We start from the raw sequence: 21,530 nt of genomic DNA, 5'->3' as shown, positions 1-21,530 counted from the left end.
GCCATGAATAACCAGATGCCCTCCACCGACGACCGTCCGGCCCTGATTACCGTCAATGACCTGACGCTGGCCTTCGGCCCGCGCGTGATCCAGCATGACGTGTCGTTCCAGGTGAAGCGCGGCAGTATCTTCGCCGTCATGGGTGGGTCGGGCTGCGGCAAGAGCACCCTGCTCAAGAGCATGATCGGCCTGCTGCGCCCCACTGGCGGCACGTACAAGGTGGAAAAGGACGATTACTGGGCGGGCGACGACGCCAGCCGCATCCGCATCGGGCGGCGCTTTGGCGTCCTGTTCCAAAGTGGCGCGCTGTGGAGTTCGATGACGGTGGGCGAGAACGTGGCCCTGCCCATGCAGATGTTCACAAAGCTGGAAGCCCCCGTCATCCGCCGGCTGGTGGAACTGAAGCTGGGGCTGGTTGGCATGCTGCATGCCATTGACCAGTATCCATCGGAACTCAGCGGCGGCATGCGCAAGCGCGCCGGGCTGGCGCGCGCCATGTCGCTGGACCCGGATATCCTGTTCTTTGATGAACCTTCCGCCGGGCTTGACCCGATCACCTCCGCCCGGCTGGATGACCTGATCCTGAACCTGCGCGACGGGCTGGGGGCCACGATCATCATCGTCAGCCACGAACTGTCCAGCCTGTTCCACATTGCTGATGACGGCATCTTCCTTGATGCCGAGCAGAAAACCGCAATCGCCCACGGCTCCCCCACATGGCTGCGCGATCACTGCGACGACCCGATGGTCCACGCCTTCATGCACCGTGAACAGCTGGACAGTTCCAGCTCCCACGGAAACGGGTAATCCCGATGGCCGGCAGGCAGACGCTGATCGGCTCGGCCGTACTGGGGTGTGGGGCCATTGCGCTTGGCATTCTGGTGGGCAGCGGCAGCCTGCCCCTGCCGGGGCGTGGCAGTGAGGCCATCGTGGTGTTTGAAGGCCCGACTAACGGGCTGGATATCGGCTCGCCCGTCAACCTGCGCGGGGTGACGGTGGGCGCGGTCGAAAGCATGTCGGTCCGGGTCAATCCGGTTGATCACAGGACCTACATGCCCGTGACCATCCTGTTCGATCCGGCACACACGCCGGGCAGAGGCGACCTGCCGCCGCTATCCGAACTGGTCCACAGCGGATTGCGGGCCGAAATGGCGCTGCACAGCCTTGTGACGGGACAGACCGAGCTTGATCTGGACATGTCGCCCACCACCCCCGCCGTGATGCATCCGGGCATGAGCCACCTGCCGGAAATACCGATGGGCCAGACGGCGCTGCAGCAGATGGAAAGCATGCTTGTCGCGACATCCGTCAAGCGGCTTCAGGGGGATCTTGCGGCTGCAATCGTGAGCATCCGCAGGCTGGCGGCGGACATAAACCGCGACCTGCCGGGCATGATCGCCAGCATCCGCACCACATCCACCCATAGCGAGGACGCGGTGCGCAGCATCCGCGCCGCCATGGCCGACATACAGAACCAGTCAGCCCGCACCATCAATGCGATGGACAGGCTGATAACCGCCAATGATCACCAGTTCGCCGCCCGCCATGCGGAGCTGGAGGCCCTGATCGACAATACGCACCACACCATGACACAGGCGCGTGAAGCCCTTGCCAGCCTGCGCACCCTGACCGACCCGCAATCGCGTGACAGGCTCAATCTTGACGCTACGATGCGCGACATCATGGAAGCCGGTTACGGGCTGCGCGGATTCGCCAATGAAGTCGAAAGTAATCCGCAACTTCTGCTTATGGGACGCAACCAATGAAATCGCGCCAGCCCGCTGTCTCCCCTTCCCGTCTGCATCCGGCCCTGCGGGCGGGTGGCGGCCTGCTGCTTTCGGCCCTCATGCTGTCGGCCTGTTCCTCGGCGCCGGTGCGCTTCTACACGCTGGGGGCGCCTGCCATCGCAACCGGGGCGCTGTCTCCCACCACGACCAGCCAGCCGATCACCGGCGCCACCCCGGTCATCGAGGTCGAGCGCGCCCGCCTGCCGGATTATCTGGACAGTCAGGACATCATGGTCCGCGACGGGCATGAAATCGTGCGTAGCGGGCTGGGCCGGTGGGCCAGCCGACTGTCGGTGGGCGCGACAGACCTGATTACCGCCCGCCTTGCCCAGAAATGGCCGGACATGTTCGTAACCGACCAGCCGCAGCCGGACCGCCCCACGTGGCGGCTTCAGCTCAATATCAGCCGCCTTGATGTCAGCCGGGATGGCAAATCCGCGCTCAATGCGGACTGGGCCATCATTCCGGAGGATTCGCGCGCCAACATCCTGCGCAACCGCACCGTCATCGTCACGGACGGCAATACCAGCGGGAACGCCAATATCGCCGGGGTGACGGAAAACCTGCTCAACGAACTGAGCAACCGGATCGAGGCGAGCTGGCCCACCGGGGAAGCCTCCACCCCCGCCGGACATCAGCACGGCCGACACTGATCCATCGGCAACGGGGACGGTTTTCGTGCCCCGAACACGGCTGAAACCTTCCCCCGCACGGGGCATTGGGTGCATAACCTTATGTAACCAAGGGAGGGTTTCCCCCATGCCGCGTGCCTTTTCCATTTCACCGCTTGCAGGCGGGCTTGTCGCATCCATGCTGCTGGCGGCAACCCCGGGCATGGCGCGGGCGGCTGGCGCGCCTGTCATCCTGGCGCAGCATCCCGGCACGGAACTGGACCGTCAGGCCCGCAGGCTGATGGTGGAAGACCTGCATACCGCCACCACACATGGCGAACGCCCGGTGCTGCTGACCGGATCGGGACAACTGTCCGATGACCCGTCGCGCACGGCGCTGTTCGTGCAGGTGCAATCCGTCAGCCTGTGCGGATCGGCGGGCTGTTCCACATCGGTTTACCTGCCCGATGCCCGGCGCAACTGGACACGGGTGCTGGATTCCGTAAGCGGGCCGGTCGTCATAACACCCCAGACCCATGACGGCATGCACGACCTGCTGGTCGATGGTACGGACCGCTGGGTCTGGAATGGCACGACCTATACGGACACGCAGGCCACCACAGCCCCGTAAGGGTGCATCAGGATCGCCGGATTTTTCAGGGAAAATGGAGCGGGTGAAGGGAATCGAACCCTCGTATGCAGCTTGGGAAGCTGCCGTTCTACCATTGAACTACACCCGCATGCGGGCTTTCTATACTGCACAAGCATGGCAGATGCAATCACCCCCATGCAGCACGGGCAGCAGTTGACGCACCCGGCCCTGATCCGCAATAAGCATCAATGTCCGGCGCGCCATGTGCCGGGCCCTCGTGATTTGATATGGCCGGCTTGCGGCGAGGTAAAACATACGCGCTAAAGAGGCCTGATCCCGTCGGCAGGGCGCGGGTATCATGGTTTCCACGGTCGTGAACCGCCCTTGCGGGCCTGGCTTGGCGCACATGACCCGTGCGCACGGGTCGTGGTCCGCATATCCAGACCACCCTGTTTGCAGGAATTCACATCCGTCATGACTGACCAGCCTGATCCCAGAACCCTCCGCCCGGCAACGCGCCTGATCAATGCGGGCCTTGAGCGCACCCCCTACGGTGAAACCAGCGAGGCGATGTTCCTGACCTCCGGCTTTGTGTACGACAACGCCGAACAGGCGGAAGGCACATTTACCGGCGATGTCTCGCATTATCAGTATTCGCGTTTCGGCAACCCGACCGTATCCAACCTTGAACGCCGCCTGTGCGACCTTGAAGGCGCGGAATCCTGCGTGCTGACCGCCACGGGCATGGGGGCCGTCTCCTCCGCGCTGCTGGCGCAGGTGCGTGCCGGTGACCGGGTCGTCGCATCGCGCGCCCTGTTCGGTTCGTGCCACTGGATCGTAGCCGAACTGCTGCCCCGCTACGGTGTGGAGACGGTGTTTGTCGATGGCGGCGATCTGGCCGCATGGAAGGATGCGCTGTCCAGACCCACCAGCGCCGTGCTGCTGGAAAGCCCGTCCAACCCGATGCTGGATGTGCTTGATATCCGCATGATCTGCGATCTTGCCCACAAGGCGGGCGCCATCGTGGTGGTGGATAATGTTTTCGCCACCCCGCTGTACCAGAAGCCGCTGGAACTGGGTGCGGACGTGGTCGTGTATTCATGCACCAAGCATATCGATGGTCAGGGCCGCGTGCTGGGTGGCGCGGTTCTGGGTAATGCCAAGTGGATTGACGAGGTGCTGCGCCCCTTCACCCGCAATACCGGCAACAGCCTGTCCCCCTTCAACGCCTGGGTCATGCTCAAGAGCATCGAGACACTTGCCCTGCGCGTGAACGCCATGACACAGAATGCGGCAAAGGTGGCCGACTTCCTGGCGGACGCACCGGGCATCGCGCGCGTGTTCTATCCGGGCCGCAAGGATCACCCGCAGTATGAACTGGCGCAAAAGCAGATGTCCGCCGGTTCCACGCTGGTCGCGTTCGAGGTCGAAGGCGGCAAGGAAGAAGCCTTCGCCTTCATGAACGCCCTGCGCGTCATCTCGATTTCCAACAACCTTGGCGATGCGCGCTCCCTTGTCACGCACCCGGCCACGACCACACATATGAAGCTGGCCCCCGAAGAACGTGCCCGCCTTGGCATTACCGATGGCGCGATCCGCTTTTCCGTCGGGCTGGAAGATGCCGACGACCTGATTGACGACCTCAAGCGCGGCATTGCGGCGCTGGCAAACCGCTAACCCCCGAGGAGTTCCCCTCCATGAGCAAGAACAGGCCTTTCCCTCCCCCCGGTGGGGAAGGAGCGGAGTCCCCGCTGGGCGAGACAATGGACAACGCCCCCTGTTTCGAGGCGACGACCGACAATGTGCGCGTGGTGGTCCAGACCTTCTGGCTTGATGACCAGTCGGAACCCGATGAACACCGCTATGTCTGGGCCTACCGCATCCGTATCGAAAATCAGGGTACGGAAACGGTCCAGCTCCTGCGGCGAAGCTGGCGCATCGTGGATGGACAGGGCCGGATCGAGCGGGTGGATGGTGATGGCGTGGTAGGCGAACAGCCGCTTATCGACGCCAGCGCCAGTTTCGAATACATGTCAGGTGCCGCCCTTGAAACGCCCACGGGCTTCATGGGGGGCACTTACCACATGATCTGCCCGGCCAGCCGGCAGCATTTCGATGTCACCATACCCGTGTTCAGTCTGGACAGCCCGCACCACCCGACCATCCTGCACTAGCAAATTCCCCCTCTGCCGCGCATTCCCAAGGGACGCGCCCATGCAACAAGAACCCACATAATGAACGCCATCGATTCCCGCCCCTCCCGCACGGATGCAGAAGAAGCCGTACGCACCCTGCTGCGCTGGGCTGGTGAAGACCCCGACCGCGAAGGTCTGCGCGATACGCCCGAGCGGGTCATAAAATCATATGACGAATTCTTCTGCGGTTATGCCGAAGACCCCGTCGACCTGCTGCGCCGGACCTTTTCCGAAGTGGAGGATTATGACGAAATGGTCCTGCTGCGCGATATCCGCGTGGAAAGCCATTGCGAACATCATATGGTGCCGATCATCGGCGTGGCGCATGTGGCCTATCTGCCGCGCAAGCGCGTTGTCGGGATTTCCAAGCTGGCCCGCGTGGTCGATGCCTATGCCCGGCGTTTCCAGATCCAGGAACGCCTGACAGCCCAGATCGCCAACACCATCAACGAAGAACTCCAGCCCTACGGCGTGGGCGTGGTCATTGAGGCATCGCACCAGTGCATGACCACACGCGGCGTGCATCGTCCCGGCGTGTCGATGGTGACAAGCCGCATGCTGGGCACCTTCCGCAGCAATTCGGACACAAGGCGGGAATTCCTGTCGATCCTGAACCGTCCGCCCATGAACAGCAGCGGCATCTGAACATGACAGCGCCGGGGCCGCACATGACGCGCCCCGGCAGACGGTTCAGAGCGTGACCTTCGCCCCAAGCACGGCGATGAACTGCGCAAGCCATGCGGGATGGGCAGGCCATGCGGGGGCGGTCACCAGCCTGCCATCCGTTATCGCCGCGTCCATGGCGATATCGGCGTAAACGCCATCCGCCAGTTCCACTTCCGGGCGGCAGGCAGGATAGGCCGACACCTTGCGGCCCGAAATGATGCGCGCGGCAGCCAGCAACTGACCTGCATGGCAGATGGCGGCGATCGGCCTGTCGGCAAAGGCGCGGACCAGTTCGATCACCCGCGCGTCCAGCCGCAGGTATTCGGGCGCCCGCCCGCCGGGCAGCACCAGCCCGGCATAATCCTGATGGCGGATTTCATCGAAACTGGCGGTCAGGGCAAAGCGGTGGCCCGGCTTTTCGCTGTAGGTCTGCGCGCCTTCGAAATCGTGAATGGCGGTCAGGACATGCTCGCCCCGGCTACGGCCCGGACAGACCGCATCCACCTGGTAGCCCAGCATGGTCAGCGCCTGAAACGGCACCATGACCTCATAATCCTCGACATAGTCGCCAGCGAGAAGCAGCAGTCTGGGTGTGGCCATTATCCGTTTCTTTCCTTCAGTGCCCGTGTCCAGCATCCGGGCCGGGGGCAAGATGTTCACGCAGGCGGGGCATGAGTTCCACGAAGTTGCAGGGCACATGGCGACTGTCGAGCTGCCAGACGAGAATATCGTCCCACCCGTCCTTCACCGCGCCGGACGAACCGGGCAGCGCGAACAGGTAGGTTCCCCCCGCCACCCCGGCCAGCGCACGGGACTGGATCGTGGACGTGCCGATCTTCTGGTAAGACAGCATGCGGAACAGTTCACCGAACCCTTCGATACGCTTCTCGATCACCTGCCCGAACGCTTCGGGGGTGACATCGCGCCCGGTTACACCGGTGCCGCCGGTCGAGATGACGACATCAACCTGCTCATCCGCGATCCAGCCAGACAGGGTGGCAGCGATCTGGCGCGCATCATCGGGCACGATGGCGCGTGCGGCCACGATATGCCCGGCACCGGCAATGCGGCTGGCAAGGATATCGCCCGACCGGTCCGTTTCCGGTGTGCGGGTATCGGATACCGTCAGGACCGCGATGCGGACCGGCAGGAAGGGTCTTTTCATATCAAGGCGCGACATGCGGCCATGTTCACCATTCCGGCAGCCAGACGTCAACGGTCCGGAACGCCCGGGGCCTGCTGGATATAAAGAAATCAGTAATATGTGAGAAGAAGCGTAAACTTACGATGTATTTGTGCGTTGCACAAAAAGATATAACAAAGATTAGCGAAGCACTGTATCAATATATTGCTATAACAAAAAAATCCTCTTTACGATTATTTTACATACCTTTAGTTTTTTCATAATTCCCCTCCCAAGGTTTATAATAGGCATGAAATATGCTATCGATGTGCGGATGATCAGAACATTTACCCGCTTTTTAATACCGTTCCCCCTGTTTCTTCTGGCGCTTTTCACCCTGAGCGCGCCCGCACGGGCGCAGGCCATCGCGGGTGAAGGTCAGGGCGTCGTGGGCTCCCAGCCCAGCCTGAACGTCAATTCCCGACGGAATGTTTCCGTACAGGACCCGGGGCAGTTTTTCAGCGCGCCCTACGGCAACCAGCATTTTTTTGGTGAGTGGGCGGGGCTGCAGCCCTTCCTGCTGCGCCATGGCGTGCATATTGAAGCCGACGTTCATGAAGAACTGGCAGGCAACTTCCGCGGCGGCGCCAAGCAGGGCGTGACGGATGCGGGACAGGTCGGTGTGGAAATTGACATCGACTGGAACAAACTGGCGGGTGGCCCGAAGAATTTCTGGACGCATACCATGATCGTGAACGGCCATGGCCGTAACGACAGTACCGACTACATCCACGATTCCCTTGCGGGCGTGCAGCAGATCTATGGTGCCCGTGGTAACGTGGTCGCCCATCTTGTCTACATGTATGCCGAACAGGCGCTGTTCCATAACCGGCTGGATATCAGCGCGGGCTGGATTCCGGTGGGCAGCTTCTTCGCCGCTTCCCCCCTGTACTGTGACTTCATGAACGTATCGATATGCGGCAACCCCGCACCGGGCAAATACGTGCCGGGCGGGCGTGACTGGCCTTCGGGCAACCTTGGTGTGGTGATGCGCGTCATGCCCACGGTCGATACCTACATCATGGCCGGTATGTTCGCGGTTTCACCCCATGCCTATAACGGCGGCATTTCGGGCTGGTCATGGGCGCAGAGCGGCCTTGGCAAGTTCTCTACCCCGGTGGAAATCGGCTGGCTGCCCGAATTCGGCCGCAACCACCTCGCCGGTCACTACAAGGCGGGTTACGGCTATGACAACTCGCAGTACAATGACCTGTATTCGGATATTAACGGCCACTCCGCCGTCCTGACGGGCCTGCCCTTCCGCAAGCAGTCCGGTGTCAGCACGGCATGGTTCCAGGCCGACCAGATGATCATGCGCAATGGCGCGGGCCCCACCAACGGCCTGATCGCGCTGGCGGGGTACATGTATACTTCGGGCAAGATCTCGGCGATGAAGGACCATACCTGGGCCGGCATCGTGGAAACCGGTGCGCGGTGGGGCCGTCCCCTCGATACGCTGGGCGCGATGTTCCATTATTTCGAGATGAGCCGGGCTTCGGTGCTGCAGCAGGAATCCTCGATCCTTGCAGGGACGCCGTTCCTCACCAACCAGTGGGGCAAGGCGTGGGGCATCCAGACGCATGAGAATGTTTACGAGCTTTTCTACAACATTCACACCGCGCGCGGCATGAGCTTCCAGCCGGATTTCCAGTATATCAACCGCCCCGGCGGCACGACCACGTATCATGATGCGGCGGTGATGGGCCTGCAGTTCAACTGCATCCTGTAAAACGGTCTTCATCCCCACGACGACGCGCGGTATGGGAGGCGGATCATGACCGATTCCCTCCCCCTGCTGGCCCATGCCGCACTGGCGCATTATGGCCTGCCCGATGCGCAGGCCAGCCTGCTTTCCATTTCCGAAAACGTCATGTTCCGTGTCGATACGGCCACGGGGCAACGCTACGCGCTGCGCCTGCACCGTCCCGGCTACCACAGCGTGGCTGAAATCAACAGTGAACTGGCGTGGCTGGATGCCCTGCGCGATTCCGGGGTGGAAGTACCGGTGCCGGTGCCGGGGACCGATGGCGCGCGTATCCATACGCTGCCGATGCCCGATGATACTGTCCGCCATGCTGTCATGTTTGCATGGATGGATGGGACCGAACCCACACCCGATATTGATCCCGCAGCCTTTACCCGTCTGGGCCGCATCACCGCCCGGCTACATGACCACAGCCGACGCTGGGTGCGGCCACAGGGGTTCATCCGCAAGATATGGACACCGGACACCATGACCGGCCCCCATGCCCTGTGGGGCCAGTGGGAAGACGTTCCGGGCATGACGGATGCAGCACGCGAACTGATCGCGGACTGCCTGATACGCATCAATGCGCAACTGGACGATTACGGCCAGCCGGGGCAGCGATTCGGGCTGATCCATGCCGACCTGCGGCTGGCGAACCTGCTTGTCAGTGATGACCGGACGCGCCTGATCGACTTTGATGACTGCGGCATAAGCTGGTTCATGCAGGATCTGGCAGCCGCCCTGAGTTTCCATGAAGATCACCCGCAGGTTCCCCGCTGGATCGATCACTGGCTGCGCGGGTATGCGACAGCAGGGCATATGGATCAGGCCGATCTGGCTATCCTGCCCGCCCTGATCATCCAGCGGCGAATCCAGCTTCTGGCATGGACCGGCACCCATCGGCATACCCGGCAGGTCGAAAGCCTTGGCACCGATTGGTTCCCGCGCACGCTTGGCCTGTGCCGTGCATGGGCAGATGGCCGGTTCCTGCGCCATATTGGCTGAAATCCGCGCCTGAAATCCCGCATCCGTCCGCCCGGTCATGATGCTGGACGCGCGATATAAATTTAAATTTATATGAAGAAATTCTTTTTGGACCAGCTATGTCTTTTATGCCCTATTTCCAACATATATGACCGCTATGTAATGTGTCGTTCGGTTAACAGCCATCCAGCCGGAGCACGACCTGTCCTTGGCACCTAGCGGAAAAGCAGCAATGACCCCTGCAATCAACACAACCGCCCCGTCCCCCGCAACGGCGCCCGTTCCGGCCACGGCCCTGCCCATGGCAGTGGATGAACTCCCGATCCGGTCGCAGACCACACGCATGATCTATTCCCGTCATCGCCGTGCGCTGCGCGATTATGCCCGCAAACTGGACCGGACTGTCGAACCGTCCTGATCCCGGTAGGGGTTTATGCCCCACTCACGACCACAATCAGACAGGCTCCCGCCGCATCGTTCAGGCTGATCGCTGCCGCAAGGCGGCCAGCGCCTGCCGGGTTGGCGTCGTAAGATCGTCCGGCAGGCAGTCGGGCGCGAACCATTGCGGCCCTTCATGCTTTTCCGGCTCCATCAGGGCCGGCTCCCCCTGCCATGACGTGACCAGATAGACCGGGGAAACCCAGTGATGGCCGCCGATGGCGTCCATTTCCTCCACCAGGCACAGCAGGTCGCGCGCCTGTATGGTTATGCCCAGTTCCTCATGAATTTCGCGTTCAGCCGCATGGGCTGTCGTCTCATAGGGATCGACTTTTCCACCCGGCAGGCCCCAGCATCCCGCTTCCAGCCCCCGCAGGCGGCGTAGCAGCAGGATACGGCCATCACTGTCGATAATAGCCGCGCCACAGCCTACGCGCGGTCCGGTCGTGTTCGCCATGTCCTGCCTCTCCCGTAAAGATCGCGTGCCCCCATACGACAGGGGGTGCCCGAAGGCACCCCCTGAAACCTGAAAATCCCTGCCGCCTAGCGCGCTGCGGGCGGGCGGGCATTGGCGGTGGCTACACGCCGCCCCCACGAAATCAGGTCGCTGGTGCAGTCATCACGGTCGATCACACATTCGATCAGGGTTGGACCATCCCGGTTCTCAAGGGCGGCCGCAATCGCCTTTTCCATTTCCGCCCCGGTGGTGGCGCGGAAACCCTTGCCGTGGCCATCTTCCGCGTTGAATACGGACATAAGCCCCGCATAGTCCCAGTTCTTGATGTTGTTGTACGGGCCATCGTGAATCTGGACCTCAATGGTGTAGCCGCGGTTATTGATCAGGAAAATGATGACCGGCAGCTTGAGCCGGACCATCTGTGCCACTTCCTGCGCGGTGAGCTGGAAGGACCCATCGCCAATCATCGCAATGATCCGGCGTTCCGGTTCCGCCACCGCGTAACCGAACGTGGCCGGCACCGACCAGCCAATATGGCCCCACTGCATTTCCAGTTCCACGCGCGCGCCACGTGGCAGCTTCATCTGGATGGCGTTGAACCACGAATCGCCGGTTTCCGCGATGACCGTGGTATCGGGCGTCAGCAGGTTCTGGATCTGGCGCGCCATTTCCGCACGGACCAGCGGCGCGGTGGGGGCGGCAGGTGCAGCCTGTCCGGCCGGGGTGTGGATGCGACGGTATTCAACCAGTGTCGCATCCTTTTTCGGCTGGCCTTTCAGCCGTTCGATCAGGGCATCGATCACGTCACGCAGATGAATTCCATCAAATGCCTTGCCCCCGGCGGCAATATGGCGGCCATCCATCAGCGCGACATTCTCGCCCTTCGGCCATGCCGTCCAGCCCACGGTGGAATAGTCGTTGAAAACTGGCGCAAGGCACAGAATGCCATCGGACCAGTCGAATATCTGCTGCGCCTTGGGGCTGCTGACATCGCCCCAGTACGTGCCGACATAACCTGCATGATCTTCGGGGAAGAAGCTCTTGGCGGCGGCCATGGTCGCCACGGCGCAGCCCAGCGCATCGGCCAGACGGATGGCCGCATCCTCGCACCCTGCGGCGCGCACGCGGCTGCCGATCAGCATGACAGGCTTCTTGCGGGCCGCGATGAAGCTGGCCAGTTCATCCACCGCCAGGCGCAGGGTATCCGCATCGGACGGGGCATCGGCCAGAATGGCGCCCACCGGGCCGGGACGTGAGCAGGGCTGCGGGGCGATATTGCACGCGATCTCGATATAGGCGGGCTTCTTTTCGCGCAGGGCGGTGCGCAGCGCATGGTCGATCAGGACCGGCGCATCCTCGGCGCAGGTGATGGAAACGGCGGCGCAGGTCAGCCGTTTGGCGATTTCAAGCTGGTAGCTGTAATCGGGCGTGCCGATGGTGTGGTGCAGGATGTGCCCGCTGCCATGGTCGTTGGAATTGGGCGCGCCCGAAATCAGGATGACGGGCAGGTTTTCGGCATAGGCGCCACCAATGGCGTTCAGCGCGGACAGCGCGCCCACGCTGAAGGTCACGACCGCCGCCGCAGCCCCGTTTGCGCGGGCATAGCCTTCGGCGCTGAAGCCGCAATTGAGTTCGTTACAGCAATAGACCTGTTTCAGGCCGTCGATTTCCAGAAGCTGGTCCAGCAGGACGAGGTTGTAGTCCCCCGCCACTGCAAAATGATCCTTAAGCCCGATCTGTGTCAGACGTTCACCAAGATAATGGCCGACTGTATATGTCATTATTCAGACTTTCCTTCCCTTGTGCGGGCGCATGCGCGCCCGTCCCCATCGGGTGGGGAACACATGCCGAAAGGACGGCAGAACTAGCCCAGACTTTCGGCAACCCAGTTCCGGCGCTTGGTGGCCTGACCGATACCGGGATTAAAACAGTTGCATGGATCAAGCTGGCGGTAATGGGCCAGCACATCGTCAGGCGCTGCATAAAGATGGCCGAAATTATGCTCCGCCGGATAGCGTGCGCCACGCCTGTCCAGCAGCGGCAGCATCCGGTGTTCCAGCGCCATGCAGTCATAGCCTTTGCGCACCACGTAATCCTGATGCATTACGTGGCACAGGTAATGACCATAATACAGTTTGACGATGATTTCGTCCTCGATGTCCTTGGGCAGCACCTCGAACCATTCCCGGTCGTTCCGGCGCAGCGCCACGTCAAGGGCCACAATGTTCTCGGTCGTGTCGGTATGGACATTGCGGTAACGGATCGCGGCGCCAGCGGCGGCAAAGCGGTGCAGGAACGCCTTGGAACCTTCATCGGGGGTACATTCGAAAAAGTCCCCTTCATGCGTCGCGAAATGGCTTTTCAGGAAATCACGCGCTTCCTGCGCGCCTGAAGCGCTGACCTTGAGCATCAGGTGGTGTTCAAACCGGTCACGGTAGTCGCGCATCCGCGCGGGCAGATGCTGCGGAAAGAAACGGCTCATGAACTGCATGGCGCGGTCACTGAAATGCTTTGGCAGGAAGCTGAAGCGGTCAGCAATCCGGTCGAACGCATTCTTCATGGCAAACATGGCCGGCAGGCGTTTCGTGCCGATCATCCGGATGATGACGAAGGTGTCCTTGCCATACTTCTCGGCAATGTTGAATGCGTCGCGATGCAGGTATTCCCCCGCGATCGGCAGTTCCGTGAAGGAGGACAGGATATGGCGGCGCACATCTTCCAGTACGTCCGTCGCGTTGGTGCCGATATAGAAAACAACCGGGTTCTTCTCGGCCTCGAACGTATCAAGGCGGACAGCGAACAGCCCCAGCTTGCCCGCACAGCCCGACCCTTCGTGCAGGCGGCGCAGATCAGCGTTGTAGCGGGCCGGGGTATCGGCATCCACTTCACGCACATGCCGGGCGTAATCATCGTCATGCCCGCGCCCGGCCTGCCAGTTGATGCTGGATTCGGGAAAGTTGCCTTCCTCCACCCGGCGCAGGATGTCCTCGGGATCATCGCCCAGTTCGATGCCCAGATGGTTGACCAGTTGCAGCCGCCCCGTTTCGGACACCTGCGCGAACAGCGCCATGTCGGTATAGGCCGGGCCGCGGCGGACCAGCGCGCCACCCGAATTGTTGCTGACGCCACCGAAGACCGATGCCCCGATACAGGACGATCCGATAACGGAATGCGGCTCGCGCCCGATGGGGGCGAGCATGTTCTCAAGCTGGTCCAGCGTGGCGCCGGGCAGGCAGACGACCTGTCTGCCATCGCCGATCAGGTGGATCGTACGCATGCGCATGCTGTGCACGATCACGATGTCACGGTCATAGGTGTTGCCATCGGGGGTGGAACCACCGGTCAGGCCGGTATTGGCCGCCTGCATGATAACGATGACGCCAGCCTGCACGCAGGCCTGAAGCACGCGCCACTGTTCCACCAGCGAACCGGGCATGACAACCGCAAGCGCCCGCCCTTCCCCGAAGCGGAATCCACGACGGTAGGGCAGCGTGGCCCCGTCCTCGGTCAGCACATGGTGATGACCGACGATATCCTTGAGTTCCGTAACCAGATCCACGCCCGTAAGCGATGACATGTCCTGTGCCATTTCCAGCATTCTTCGTTTTCCTAGATACCATGTACAAAACGTCAGCCTGCTTTAACGGATCAGGCACGTTCATGGTATGTGGCTGTCAGTCTGGCATGTTCCGCATGATGGCACTTACGCATAAAATGCTCATGTCATATGCCCGGACAGACCGGCCCGCCGCCCGTTCGGGCTGTTGCGGGCCGGATTTTGTGGCAGGGCGTCCTTACGCCGCCGCCGATGTTTCACCCAGTGTGGCCAGCGGCTTCATGAGCAGGTGATTCTGCGAATAATCGACCGGAACCGAGATCACCACCGGCCCTTCGGCTTCCATGGCTTCGCGCAGTGCGCCCGCCACGCCATCGGCTGACTGGACGGCAATACCCTTCGCCCCGCAGGAACGGGCGAACATGGCGAAGTCGATGGGTCCGAATTCCACACCGGAACCACGACCGTACTTCTTCTTTTCCTGCATTTCCACCATGTTGTAGGCCTGATCGACCCAGACCATGTGAATGAGGTTGCACTTCAGCCGCACCGCTGTTTCCAGCTCCATGCACGACATCATGAACCCGCCATCGCCGGATATGGAAATCACCTTCTGCGCCGGGTTGACCAGACTTGCGGCAATGCCCCACGGCAGGCCGACGCCCATGGTCTGCTGGCCGTTGCTGATCAGCATCTGACGCGCGCGGAAGGACAGCAGGTAACGCGCCAGCCAGATGTGGAAGGTGCCCATGTCCAGGCACATCGTGACATCGGGGGTGATGAACTGTTCCAGTTCACGCACGATCTGTAGCGGATGGACCGCCGTGTTGCTCGTGCTGCGCGCGCCAGACAGCGCGGACAGGCGCGTGGCGTGATACTGCGCCAGGATTGTTTCAAGCTGGGGGGCACGCGGCAGCCTGCCCGCCTGGGCTGCAAGGGCGCGGACGGATGCGGCGATATCGCCAACCAGTTCAACCGCCGGGTCGTAATGGGTGTCGAGTTCGGCGGCCACTACATCGACATGCACGATCTTGCGGCCATTATCGACATTCCACAGCCACGGATCGTATTCGATCGGGTTGTAGCCGATGGAAATGACCAGATCGGCCTCATGCAGCAACTGGTCGCCCGGCTGGTTGCGGAACAGGCCCACGCGGCCACCGAAACGGTCGGACAGTTCCTGCGATACCGCCCCGGCAGCCTGATAGGTACCAATAACCGGCGCGCCTGTTGTCGCCACCAGCGCGCGCACCGCGTCGGACACGTCGGGACGGCTGGCCAGCAGGCCAAGCAGGATGACCGGGCGCTGGGCCTTGCGCACCAGCGCCAGCGCCTCGTTCACCGCCTCGACAGGGGCGGCACCCGGCGTGGGCAGCTTGCGCCCGGCCAGAACATTGCCCTGTGCCGGCATGGACAGGATATCCATGGGCGTACTGACGAAGGCTGCACCCGGGCGGCCACTTTCGGCAAAGCGCAGGGCGTTGGCCATCACTTCCGACACGGCGGCGGGGGACGTGATTTCCGCGCTGTATTTGGTGATCGGCTGGAACAGGGCGACGGTGTCCATGCTCTGGTGGGTCAGCTTCAGCCGGTCGGCCAGCTTGACCGCGCCGCCAATGGCCAGCACCGGATCGCCTTCGGAATTGGCGGTGGCCAGACCCGTCACGAAGTTGGACGCGCCAGGGCCGGATGTGGCGATCGCAACGCCTGCCTTGCCAGTCAGCCGCCCGATGCCGCCCGCGATGAAGGCGGCGTTCTGTTCATGACGGGTCACCACCGTTTCGATGGGCGAGTCGACCAGTGCGTCGAACAATCGGTCCACCTTCGCGCCCGGAATGCCGAATACATGGGTGGTGCCATGCGCAACCAGATTGCGCACGATCATGTCCGCCCCGCACTGTGGCGCGGGCGACTGGGTCTTGTCAGTCATGATATGGTATCCTGAACCGTTGGCGCCGCAGCCCTGCGCGCGCGATCATCTCAGTGGGGCGGGGGATGATCCCTAGCCGCCCTCGGCCACGCGAATGGCTTCGTGAATGTTTTCGGGGGAGAGGTTGGCGCGCGCGAACTGCTCCGTGCGGGGAAGCTGGATTTCCACATCGGAAATGACCCCGACTTCCAGCCGACCCTTCAGCACCGCGTAATCGGTCAGGTGCCCGCCACGACGCCCGTCTTCCGTCAGGAAGTGCAGGTGATAGCCCGCAACATTGACGCCCTGCATGTAACCCGGCGTGCGGAAACCGAGCATGGTGCCGGTGGAGGCCCCGAGCTGCATGGTCGGCTGGCGGGCAACCACGTCCAGCATCGGCGGATAGGGACGGCACTGGCAGAATACGGTGCGGGTTTCGACACGTTCGAACATGCCGGTAAAGCGCACGGCAGCAAACAGGTTGGGATTGTTGACAAGCTGGTCGACAATCGCCTCGAAGCCTTCCTTGTCGCGCGCCGTGTCGATCATGTACTCCTTCTCCGGGTTGAAGAAGGTGACGCAGGCGAATGGCGTCTTGAGATCGCCCGGCACGCGCCCGGCCTGTCCATCGGCGCGGAACTGGTGGATCACGCTGTCATTGACGATCATTTCGCCATCCAGCGCGTTGAAGGTGCCCAGCCCGAAATTGCCGTGCATCAACAGTTCGTCAAGCGTGGTTTCGCCATCGTACACCGCGTCCAGCAGGGCCGCCATTGTCGATGTCTGATAAAGTCGGTTCATGCGGGGACGTACACCCGTCGCATCCGCGGCGCTGGACCGGGTATCGACATCGCCCAGCGAGTAGCATTTCAGCTTCAAGACCTCAGCCTCCTGCAACGGAAAAGGAATGCGTCCGGCATCCCCCGTCTTCCGGTCATATGTGATTGCCCGGTGATGGTGCTGCACGCAGGTTCGTACGTCCAATATATATTCAAGGCTATTTCCATACATAAAATATATGGCAATCTCCATGGGAAGCCCGTCTCATCCCGCGCCATGCGGGGGACCGGCTTGCCCTGTGTGCTACACGCCTGCCATTGTGGTCCGTGAATGAAGATCAGGATGACTGCATTATGAAACCACTTCACATGGCCTTTGCCGCGCTGGCCCTGACGGGCGTTGTCGCCAGCAGCGGCGTGGCCCGCGCCGATGATACCGACCCCAAGCCCCCCTATGGTCCGGGTGCGTATACCGGCGAATGGACAGCACTGGGCCTGAAGCCCGTCACCATTACCGCCAACAAGGCGACAGGCCCCGCTGCGCGGCTCTATCTCACGCTGCCGGACGCGCTGAACAAGATTACCGGGCTGACAGGCCGCACGATTGAAATGAAGGTGCAGGACGCCACATCCCTGCGTTCGGTCAATGACGATCCGCACGCCATCTTCCGCCTGACCTCGCCCAACAGCGCCGATCTGCGGATGCAGGGCACAAAGCCGGGCCAGAAGCTGGACCTGCCGCTCAGCCGCGCCGACTGAAATCAGGGCGACCTGAAAAAAACACCCCCGCACCACGCTGTGGTACGGGGGTGAGCAGGCAGGGACTTACCTGACCGTGGACCGGGTCAGTCCTGCATGCTGGCCAGCAGGGCGCGCACCCTGCCGCGCAGTTCGCTTTCCCGCGGCACGCTTATGATCTCACGCAGGCGCAGCATCTGGCGGCGCGCGGCATAAAGCTGGTCAAGCAGGGACAGCACCACGGGCATGCTTTCGGCATTGACGCCCATATCGTCGCGCAGTTCGACAATCAGACGGGCGCGTGCCTCGTCAATCTCGCGGAAAAGGTAATGTCCCGGCGCGCCCTCGGGCCGCAGCCATGCATTATCGATCCAGCCCTGCACATCCGCCGCCGGCACGTTGCCGATGCGCACGCACAGGGTTTCGAGCGTGATCATGCCTTGGCCTCCCGCTGCTCCGCTGTCCCGCCGGGTGTCCAGTTCTTCAGGAAGTCCTCAAGGGCCTGATCCACCTTGCCGATGGTGACCTGAAGCTTCACGTACAGGTTGCCCGCTTCCTTTCCGCCATGCGCCTTGACCCCGCGCCCGCGCAGCCGCAGCACGCTGCCACTGTCGGATTTTGGGGGAACGTTCATCTTGACCGATCCCGCAGGCGTGGGAATGGTGATGCTGCCACCCAGCACCGCCGTTTTCAGGTCCACCGGCAGCGACATGCGGATGTCATCGCCGTCACGTTCGTACGTGCTGTCGGGCGCAACCGTAATGGTAATCAGCGCATCGCCCGCCGGGCCGCCCTGCTGCCCCGGATCACCCTTGCCGCGCAGGCGCAGGACCTGTCCATCGGTAATGCCGGGCGGAATCTTCACGTCCAGCGTGGCGCCACCGGGCAGGGTGATGCGCGACGTACCGCCATTGACACAGTCCAGAAAGCTGACGGTCAGCGCATACTGCCGGTCATTGCCCTTGCGCGGTCCCTGCGGCCTGCGACGGAAGCCGCCACCGCCGCCCTGACCGAACATGGTGCCGAAGATATCGCCAAGGTCATCTTCCGAAAACTGGTTGCCGCCGTAATGGAAGCCCTGCGGCCCCTCCGCATAATCGCGGTAGCCGCCGCCACCACCGCCAAAGCCGAATCCCTTTTCCTGGCCGCTGGCGTCGATCTCGCCCCGGTCGAAGCGGGCGCGCTGTTCCTCATCGGACAGGAGGGCGTTGGCAGCCCCCACGGCCTTGAAGTTCTCTTCCGCCACCTTGTCGCCCGGATTGAGGTCAGGATGGTACTTCTTGGCCAGCTTGCGATAGGCCTTGCGTATGTCATCCTGGCTGGCCGAACGGGCTATGCCGAGTACTTCGTATGGGTCCTTGCTCACTTAAAAACCATCCCTTCGTCAGGAACCTGCCAGCCTGGCCACGCCACGCCCATCCCCGAACATCATGATACGGCCTTGCGGCCAGTCTTCCTTCAATAATGGGAAGTGGAGGAGGACGGGTCAATGAAGGGCGGTGAAATCTTCCGGGCTGCGGTAACGCATGGCTGGCAGAAGAAAATAGCAAAGCAGAGAATTGATAATAACATCTTTTGTATTTTTAATTAAACGAAAAATGAAGTATTTGCCTTAAACAATAGAAATATAAAAAGACTCAACCCCGATGCATGCCGTTTTCCTCACTCTTGCATTACTGACCGTGACCGGTATCAGCAGCCTGATATCGCGCGTGGGTCGCATTCCCGTGCCGCTGCCCCTGATCCAGATCGCGGTGGGCGCCATCGCCGCACTGGCGGGGCTGAACATCGGCTTCGATCCGGACATGTTCCTGCTGCTGTTCATACCGCCGCTGCTTTATGCCGATGCCTACCGCATGCCGATGCGTGAGTTCGGGGAGCTGCGCAACATCATCATCATGATGGCGCTGGGGCTGGTGGTGTTCACCACGCTGGTATGTGGATATTTCATCCACTGGCTGATCCCGCCCATCATGCTGCCAGCCGCCTTCGCGCTGGCCGCCGTCATGTCCCCCACCGATGCGGTATCGGTGGGCAGCATGATCGAAAGCGGGCGGGCGCCGGCGCGCGTGGTGCATCTTCTGCATGGGGAAGCGCTGCTTAACGACGCATCGGGGCTGGTCTGCTTCAAATTCGCCGTGGCGGCGGCCATGACCGGGCTGTTTTCGTTCCAGCAGGCGCTGGGCAGTTTCATTTTCATGTCCATGGGCGGCATCCTGATCGGCATCATCACCGCATGGCTGGCCTGCCGGGCGGAACATGTGCTGCTGGTACGCGGCTATGACGACCCGCCCACCCATATCACGCTGGCGATGATGCTGCCGTTCGGCATCTACCTGATTGCCGACGCGATGCAGTGTTCGGGCATTCTGGCCGCCGTGGCGGGCGGCATGACGGTCAAGTTCACCGGGGTAATGAATGAAGCGCGGACAGAAACGCGCCTGAAGGCCACCACGGTATGGGACATGGTGAATTTCACCTTCAACGCCGTGATCTTCCTGCTGCTGGGCCTTCAGTTGCCCGATCTGGTTACGGGGGGCGCGCGGATCGCGCGGGCGGGCGGGGTATCGCCATGGTTCCTGATCCTGGCGATCATCGGCATCCAGCTCATGATGAGCCTGATCCGTTTCGCGTGGATATGGATCTCGATTTCGGCGCGGCGGCTGTTCGCGCATTTCCGCCATCGCAAGACGGTCATCCCCTCCGCCCGCACCGTGCTGCTGATGACGGTGGCAGGCACGCGCGGGGCCATTACGCTGGCGGCCGTGCTGTCGCTGCCGGTGGCCAGTGCGGCTGGCCCCGGCTTTCCGGGGCGGGAACTGCTGGTCACGCTGGCGGCGGGGGTGATCATCTGTTCGCTGCTGCTGGCCAGCCTGTCCATCCCGCCCCTGCTGCATGGCATCAGCACGGATGAAAATGATCCCGCCCTGCATGAACTGGACATGATGCGCATCGAACTGGCGCAGACCGCGATCCAGACCCTGCATGCGGAACAGGCCGCACTGGCACAGCAGGAACTTGTGGTCACACCTGACAAGGAAGAATCGATCGACCTGAAACAGGAAGCCATTGGCCGCCTGCTGCACGAATATCAGGACACGGTGCACAGGCTGGACAATTCACGCGCGGCGGAAGCCAGCATCCGCGCCACCGCCATCCGTGAAAAGCGCGCCGAACTGGCGCTGCGCTTCCGCATCATCCGCCACATGCGCGAACGCCTGCACATGCGCGTCATCCAGAAACGCATCAATGATGAAACCGAGTGGACGATCAATCAGGAACTCGACTTCATTGAACAGGAACTCCAGATCGAGGCCCGATCCCTTCCCCGACCCGACAGTGCCCCCCACGCAGGGCACGATCACGCTGGCACGACCTGACACGAAACGGCAGGGCGGCTATATCAGTCCCCCAGACGACCCTGCCCCTGCGCACAGGAGATACAGCCCTCATGCCATCCATCCACGCCATGACCGCCGGTGTCCTGACTGCTGGCCTGTGCGCTGCCGCCGTGACCGCACCCTGCGCCCATGCCCGTTCGCACCATTTCAGCGTGCGTGAACACCATATCCACGGCAATTCCCCGTACGGGTATATCAGCGGTTATGAGCCCGTCCTTCCCAGGGAAAACCCGCGCTACGCCGCCGCCGAACAGAAATGCGAGGCCACATCCGCAACCGGCGCGATCTTCAGCGGGACCGGCGGCAGCTCCCAGATTTCCGCGGGGGGCAGCAACCACAAGAAGTTCTTTGCCCAGTGCATGGTCGAAGAAGGGGTATGGAAAGCACGCTACGACAATAACGTGGGTGGTATTGTCAGCCCATAATGCCGGGTGGTGAAATATCCATCAGGTAATCCGGGGCAGCACACTGGCCACCCCGGTCCGGC

General features: G+C 62.0%; 22 protein-coding genes, 1 tRNA gene and 1 riboswitch. Of the genes, 13 read left to right on the top strand and 10 right to left on the bottom strand.

Annotated features, from left to right (window positions below; translation table 11 throughout):
• The first annotated feature begins 3 nt into the window (after positions 1-3).
• From CFR79_RS04015 to CFR79_RS04000, 4 genes are all read left to right on the top strand, one after another.
• On the top strand, positions 4-807 hold the full coding sequence (locus CFR79_RS04015; protein WP_371207518.1) for an ABC transporter ATP-binding protein: 804 nt from the start codon (positions 4-6) through the stop codon (positions 805-807).
• Positions 808-812: 5 nt separating this feature from the next.
• Positions 813-1,766: an MlaD family protein gene (locus CFR79_RS04010; RefSeq protein ID WP_258373413.1), complete on the top strand. Its 954-nt coding sequence runs from the start codon at positions 813-815 to the stop codon at positions 1,764-1,766.
• Entirely contained in the window at positions 1,763-2,440 is a 678-nt protein-coding gene (locus CFR79_RS04005; RefSeq protein WP_110547005.1) for a PqiC family protein, read from the top strand. Before CFR79_RS04010 ends, CFR79_RS04005 begins: the two co-directional genes overlap by 4 nt.
• A 106-nt stretch (positions 2,441-2,546) precedes the next feature.
• Positions 2,547-3,029 (top strand): hypothetical protein, encoded by a 483-nt coding sequence (locus CFR79_RS04000; RefSeq protein ID WP_243705150.1) that lies wholly within the window; start codon positions 2,547-2,549, stop codon positions 3,027-3,029.
• A 35-nt stretch (positions 3,030-3,064) separates the two neighbouring features.
• Here CFR79_RS04000 and CFR79_RS03995 read toward each other — a convergent pair.
• Positions 3,065-3,138, bottom strand: a tRNA-Gly gene (locus CFR79_RS03995).
• A gap of 116 nt (positions 3,139-3,254) precedes the next feature.
• Positions 3,255-3,335: riboswitch (SAM riboswitch) on the top strand.
• A gap of 129 nt (positions 3,336-3,464) precedes the next feature.
• Here CFR79_RS03995 and metZ point away from each other — a divergent pair.
• From metZ to folE, 3 genes are all read left to right on the top strand, one after another.
• Positions 3,465-4,667 carry an O-succinylhomoserine sulfhydrylase gene (gene metZ / locus CFR79_RS03990; protein ID WP_102325479.1) on the top strand — a complete coding sequence of 401 codons (1,203 nt, stop codon included), beginning with the start codon at positions 3,465-3,467 and terminating at the stop codon, positions 4,665-4,667.
• 86 nt (positions 4,668-4,753) lie between these two features.
• Positions 4,754-5,164, top strand: a complete 411-nt coding sequence (gene apaG / locus CFR79_RS03985) for a Co2+/Mg2+ efflux protein ApaG (protein WP_102325478.1) — start codon at positions 4,754-4,756, stop codon at positions 5,162-5,164.
• Positions 5,165-5,224: 60 nt separating this feature from the next.
• Complete coding sequence (gene folE / locus CFR79_RS03980; RefSeq protein WP_102325477.1) at positions 5,225-5,830, top strand: GTP cyclohydrolase I FolE; 606 nt, start codon at positions 5,225-5,227, stop codon at positions 5,828-5,830.
• Between the two features lie 45 nt (positions 5,831-5,875).
• On the opposite strand, the gene CFR79_RS03975 is transcribed toward folE, so the two are convergent.
• Both CFR79_RS03975 and moaB read right to left on the bottom strand, forming a co-directional pair.
• Positions 5,876-6,451, bottom strand: coding sequence for a DJ-1/PfpI family protein (locus tag CFR79_RS03975; protein WP_110547078.1), 576 nt, complete (start codon positions 6,449-6,451; stop codon positions 5,876-5,878).
• A gap of 16 nt (positions 6,452-6,467) precedes the next feature.
• Positions 6,468-7,031 (bottom strand): molybdenum cofactor biosynthesis protein B, encoded by a 564-nt coding sequence (moaB, locus tag CFR79_RS03970; RefSeq protein ID WP_102325475.1) that lies wholly within the window; start codon positions 7,029-7,031, stop codon positions 6,468-6,470.
• 253 nt (positions 7,032-7,284) lie between these two features.
• Between moaB and CFR79_RS03965 the strand changes: the two genes are divergently transcribed.
• From CFR79_RS03965 to CFR79_RS03955, 3 genes are all read left to right on the top strand, one after another.
• Complete coding sequence (locus CFR79_RS03965) at positions 7,285-8,763, top strand: carbohydrate porin (protein WP_102325474.1); 1,479 nt, start codon at positions 7,285-7,287, stop codon at positions 8,761-8,763.
• Between the two features lie 45 nt (positions 8,764-8,808).
• Positions 8,809-9,786, top strand: coding sequence for a phosphotransferase enzyme family protein (locus CFR79_RS03960; RefSeq protein WP_110547004.1), 978 nt, complete (start codon positions 8,809-8,811; stop codon positions 9,784-9,786).
• 211 nt (positions 9,787-9,997) lie between these two features.
• Complete coding sequence (locus CFR79_RS03955; RefSeq protein WP_110547003.1) at positions 9,998-10,183, top strand: hypothetical protein; 186 nt, start codon at positions 9,998-10,000, stop codon at positions 10,181-10,183.
• 60 nt (positions 10,184-10,243) lie between these two features.
• On the opposite strand, the gene CFR79_RS03950 is transcribed toward CFR79_RS03955, so the two are convergent.
• From CFR79_RS03950 to budA, 5 genes are all read right to left on the bottom strand, one after another.
• Positions 10,244-10,660, bottom strand: a complete 417-nt coding sequence (locus CFR79_RS03950; RefSeq protein WP_110547002.1) for an NUDIX domain-containing protein — start codon at positions 10,658-10,660, stop codon at positions 10,244-10,246.
• A gap of 86 nt (positions 10,661-10,746) precedes the next feature.
• On the bottom strand, positions 10,747-12,441 hold the full coding sequence (locus CFR79_RS03945; protein WP_110547001.1) for an alpha-keto acid decarboxylase family protein: 1,695 nt from the start codon (positions 12,439-12,441) through the stop codon (positions 10,747-10,749).
• Positions 12,442-12,524: 83 nt separating this feature from the next.
• A complete protein-coding gene (gene dld / locus CFR79_RS03940; protein WP_110547000.1) occupies positions 12,525-14,258 on the bottom strand; it encodes a D-lactate dehydrogenase in 1,734 nt (577 codons plus the stop codon).
• A gap of 196 nt (positions 14,259-14,454) precedes the next feature.
• Positions 14,455-16,146 carry an acetolactate synthase AlsS gene (gene alsS, locus CFR79_RS03935; protein ID WP_102325468.1) on the bottom strand — a complete coding sequence of 564 codons (1,692 nt, stop codon included), beginning with the start codon at positions 16,144-16,146 and terminating at the stop codon, positions 14,455-14,457.
• 72 nt (positions 16,147-16,218) lie between these two features.
• Positions 16,219-17,022 carry an acetolactate decarboxylase gene (budA, locus tag CFR79_RS03930; RefSeq protein WP_371207534.1) on the bottom strand — a complete coding sequence of 268 codons (804 nt, stop codon included), beginning with the start codon at positions 17,020-17,022 and terminating at the stop codon, positions 16,219-16,221.
• Between the two features lie 236 nt (positions 17,023-17,258).
• Between budA and CFR79_RS03925 the strand changes: the two genes are divergently transcribed.
• Positions 17,259-17,663: a hypothetical protein gene (locus CFR79_RS03925; protein ID WP_102325466.1), complete on the top strand. Its 405-nt coding sequence runs from the start codon at positions 17,259-17,261 to the stop codon at positions 17,661-17,663.
• An 86-nt stretch (positions 17,664-17,749) separates the two neighbouring features.
• Here the strand turns inward: CFR79_RS03925 and CFR79_RS03920 are convergent, their stop codons facing one another.
• Both CFR79_RS03920 and CFR79_RS03915 read right to left on the bottom strand, forming a co-directional pair.
• Positions 17,750-18,079 carry a chaperone modulator CbpM gene (locus CFR79_RS03920; protein ID WP_102325465.1) on the bottom strand — a complete coding sequence of 110 codons (330 nt, stop codon included), beginning with the start codon at positions 18,077-18,079 and terminating at the stop codon, positions 17,750-17,752.
• Complete coding sequence (locus CFR79_RS03915) at positions 18,076-19,008, bottom strand: DnaJ C-terminal domain-containing protein (RefSeq protein WP_102325464.1); 933 nt, start codon at positions 19,006-19,008, stop codon at positions 18,076-18,078. The genes CFR79_RS03920 and CFR79_RS03915 overlap by 4 nt, the downstream gene beginning before the upstream one ends.
• A gap of 280 nt (positions 19,009-19,288) precedes the next feature.
• Here CFR79_RS03915 and CFR79_RS03905 point away from each other — a divergent pair, with 280 nt between their 5' ends.
• Both CFR79_RS03905 and CFR79_RS03900 read left to right on the top strand, forming a co-directional pair.
• Positions 19,289-21,022, top strand: a complete 1,734-nt coding sequence (locus CFR79_RS03905; RefSeq protein ID WP_110546999.1) for a Na+/H+ antiporter — start codon at positions 19,289-19,291, stop codon at positions 21,020-21,022.
• Between the two features lie 71 nt (positions 21,023-21,093).
• Complete coding sequence (locus tag CFR79_RS03900; RefSeq protein WP_181417349.1) at positions 21,094-21,468, top strand: hypothetical protein; 375 nt, start codon at positions 21,094-21,096, stop codon at positions 21,466-21,468.
• Positions 21,469-21,530 lie beyond the last annotated feature (62 nt).

Source organism: Komagataeibacter saccharivorans (assembly GCF_003207825.1).
In the GTDB taxonomy this organism is placed as follows: domain Bacteria; phylum Pseudomonadota; class Alphaproteobacteria; order Acetobacterales; family Acetobacteraceae; genus Komagataeibacter; species Komagataeibacter saccharivorans.
This window is presented reverse-complemented; position numbering and strand designations above follow the sequence as displayed.

Bases quoted from the DNA above. Each gene is read 5' to 3' on its own strand.
- CFR79_RS04010 (WP_258373413.1), top strand. From the start codon at position 813: ATGGCCGGCAGGCAGACGCTGATCGGCTCGGCCGTACTGGGGTGTGGG.
- CFR79_RS03975 (WP_110547078.1), bottom strand. From the start codon at position 6,451: ATGGCCACACCCAGACTGCTGCTTCTCGCTGGCGACTATGTCGAGGAT.
- CFR79_RS03925 (WP_102325466.1), top strand. From the start codon at position 17,259: ATGAAACCACTTCACATGGCCTTTGCCGCGCTGGCCCTGACGGGCGTT.
- CFR79_RS03905 (WP_110546999.1), top strand. From the start codon at position 19,289: ATGCATGCCGTTTTCCTCACTCTTGCATTACTGACCGTGACCGGTATC.
- CFR79_RS03945 (WP_110547001.1), bottom strand. From the start codon at position 12,441: ATGACATATACAGTCGGCCATTATCTTGGTGAACGTCTGACACAGATC.
- CFR79_RS04005 (WP_110547005.1), top strand. From the start codon at position 1,763: ATGAAATCGCGCCAGCCCGCTGTCTCCCCTTCCCGTCTGCATCCGGCC.
- CFR79_RS03965 (WP_102325474.1), top strand. From the start codon at position 7,285: ATGAAATATGCTATCGATGTGCGGATGATCAGAACATTTACCCGCTTT.
- CFR79_RS03900 (WP_181417349.1), top strand. From the start codon at position 21,094: ATGCCATCCATCCACGCCATGACCGCCGGTGTCCTGACTGCTGGCCTG.
- folE (WP_102325477.1), top strand. From the start codon at position 5,225: ATGAACGCCATCGATTCCCGCCCCTCCCGCACGGATGCAGAAGAAGCC.
- moaB (WP_102325475.1), bottom strand. From the start codon at position 7,031: ATGTCGCGCCTTGATATGAAAAGACCCTTCCTGCCGGTCCGCATCGCG.
- alsS (WP_102325468.1), bottom strand. From the start codon at position 16,146: ATGACTGACAAGACCCAGTCGCCCGCGCCACAGTGCGGGGCGGACATG.
- CFR79_RS04015 (WP_371207518.1), top strand. From the start codon at position 4: ATGAATAACCAGATGCCCTCCACCGACGACCGTCCGGCCCTGATTACC.
- dld (WP_110547000.1), bottom strand. From the start codon at position 14,258: ATGCTGGAAATGGCACAGGACATGTCATCGCTTACGGGCGTGGATCTG.
- CFR79_RS03960 (WP_110547004.1), top strand. From the start codon at position 8,809: ATGACCGATTCCCTCCCCCTGCTGGCCCATGCCGCACTGGCGCATTAT.
- metZ (WP_102325479.1), top strand. From the start codon at position 3,465: ATGACTGACCAGCCTGATCCCAGAACCCTCCGCCCGGCAACGCGCCTG.
- apaG (WP_102325478.1), top strand. From the start codon at position 4,754: ATGGACAACGCCCCCTGTTTCGAGGCGACGACCGACAATGTGCGCGTG.
- CFR79_RS03950 (WP_110547002.1), bottom strand. From the start codon at position 10,660: ATGGCGAACACGACCGGACCGCGCGTAGGCTGTGGCGCGGCTATTATC.
- CFR79_RS03955 (WP_110547003.1), top strand. From the start codon at position 9,998: ATGACCCCTGCAATCAACACAACCGCCCCGTCCCCCGCAACGGCGCCC.
- CFR79_RS03920 (WP_102325465.1), bottom strand. From the start codon at position 18,079: ATGATCACGCTCGAAACCCTGTGCGTGCGCATCGGCAACGTGCCGGCG.
- CFR79_RS04000 (WP_243705150.1), top strand. From the start codon at position 2,547: ATGCCGCGTGCCTTTTCCATTTCACCGCTTGCAGGCGGGCTTGTCGCA.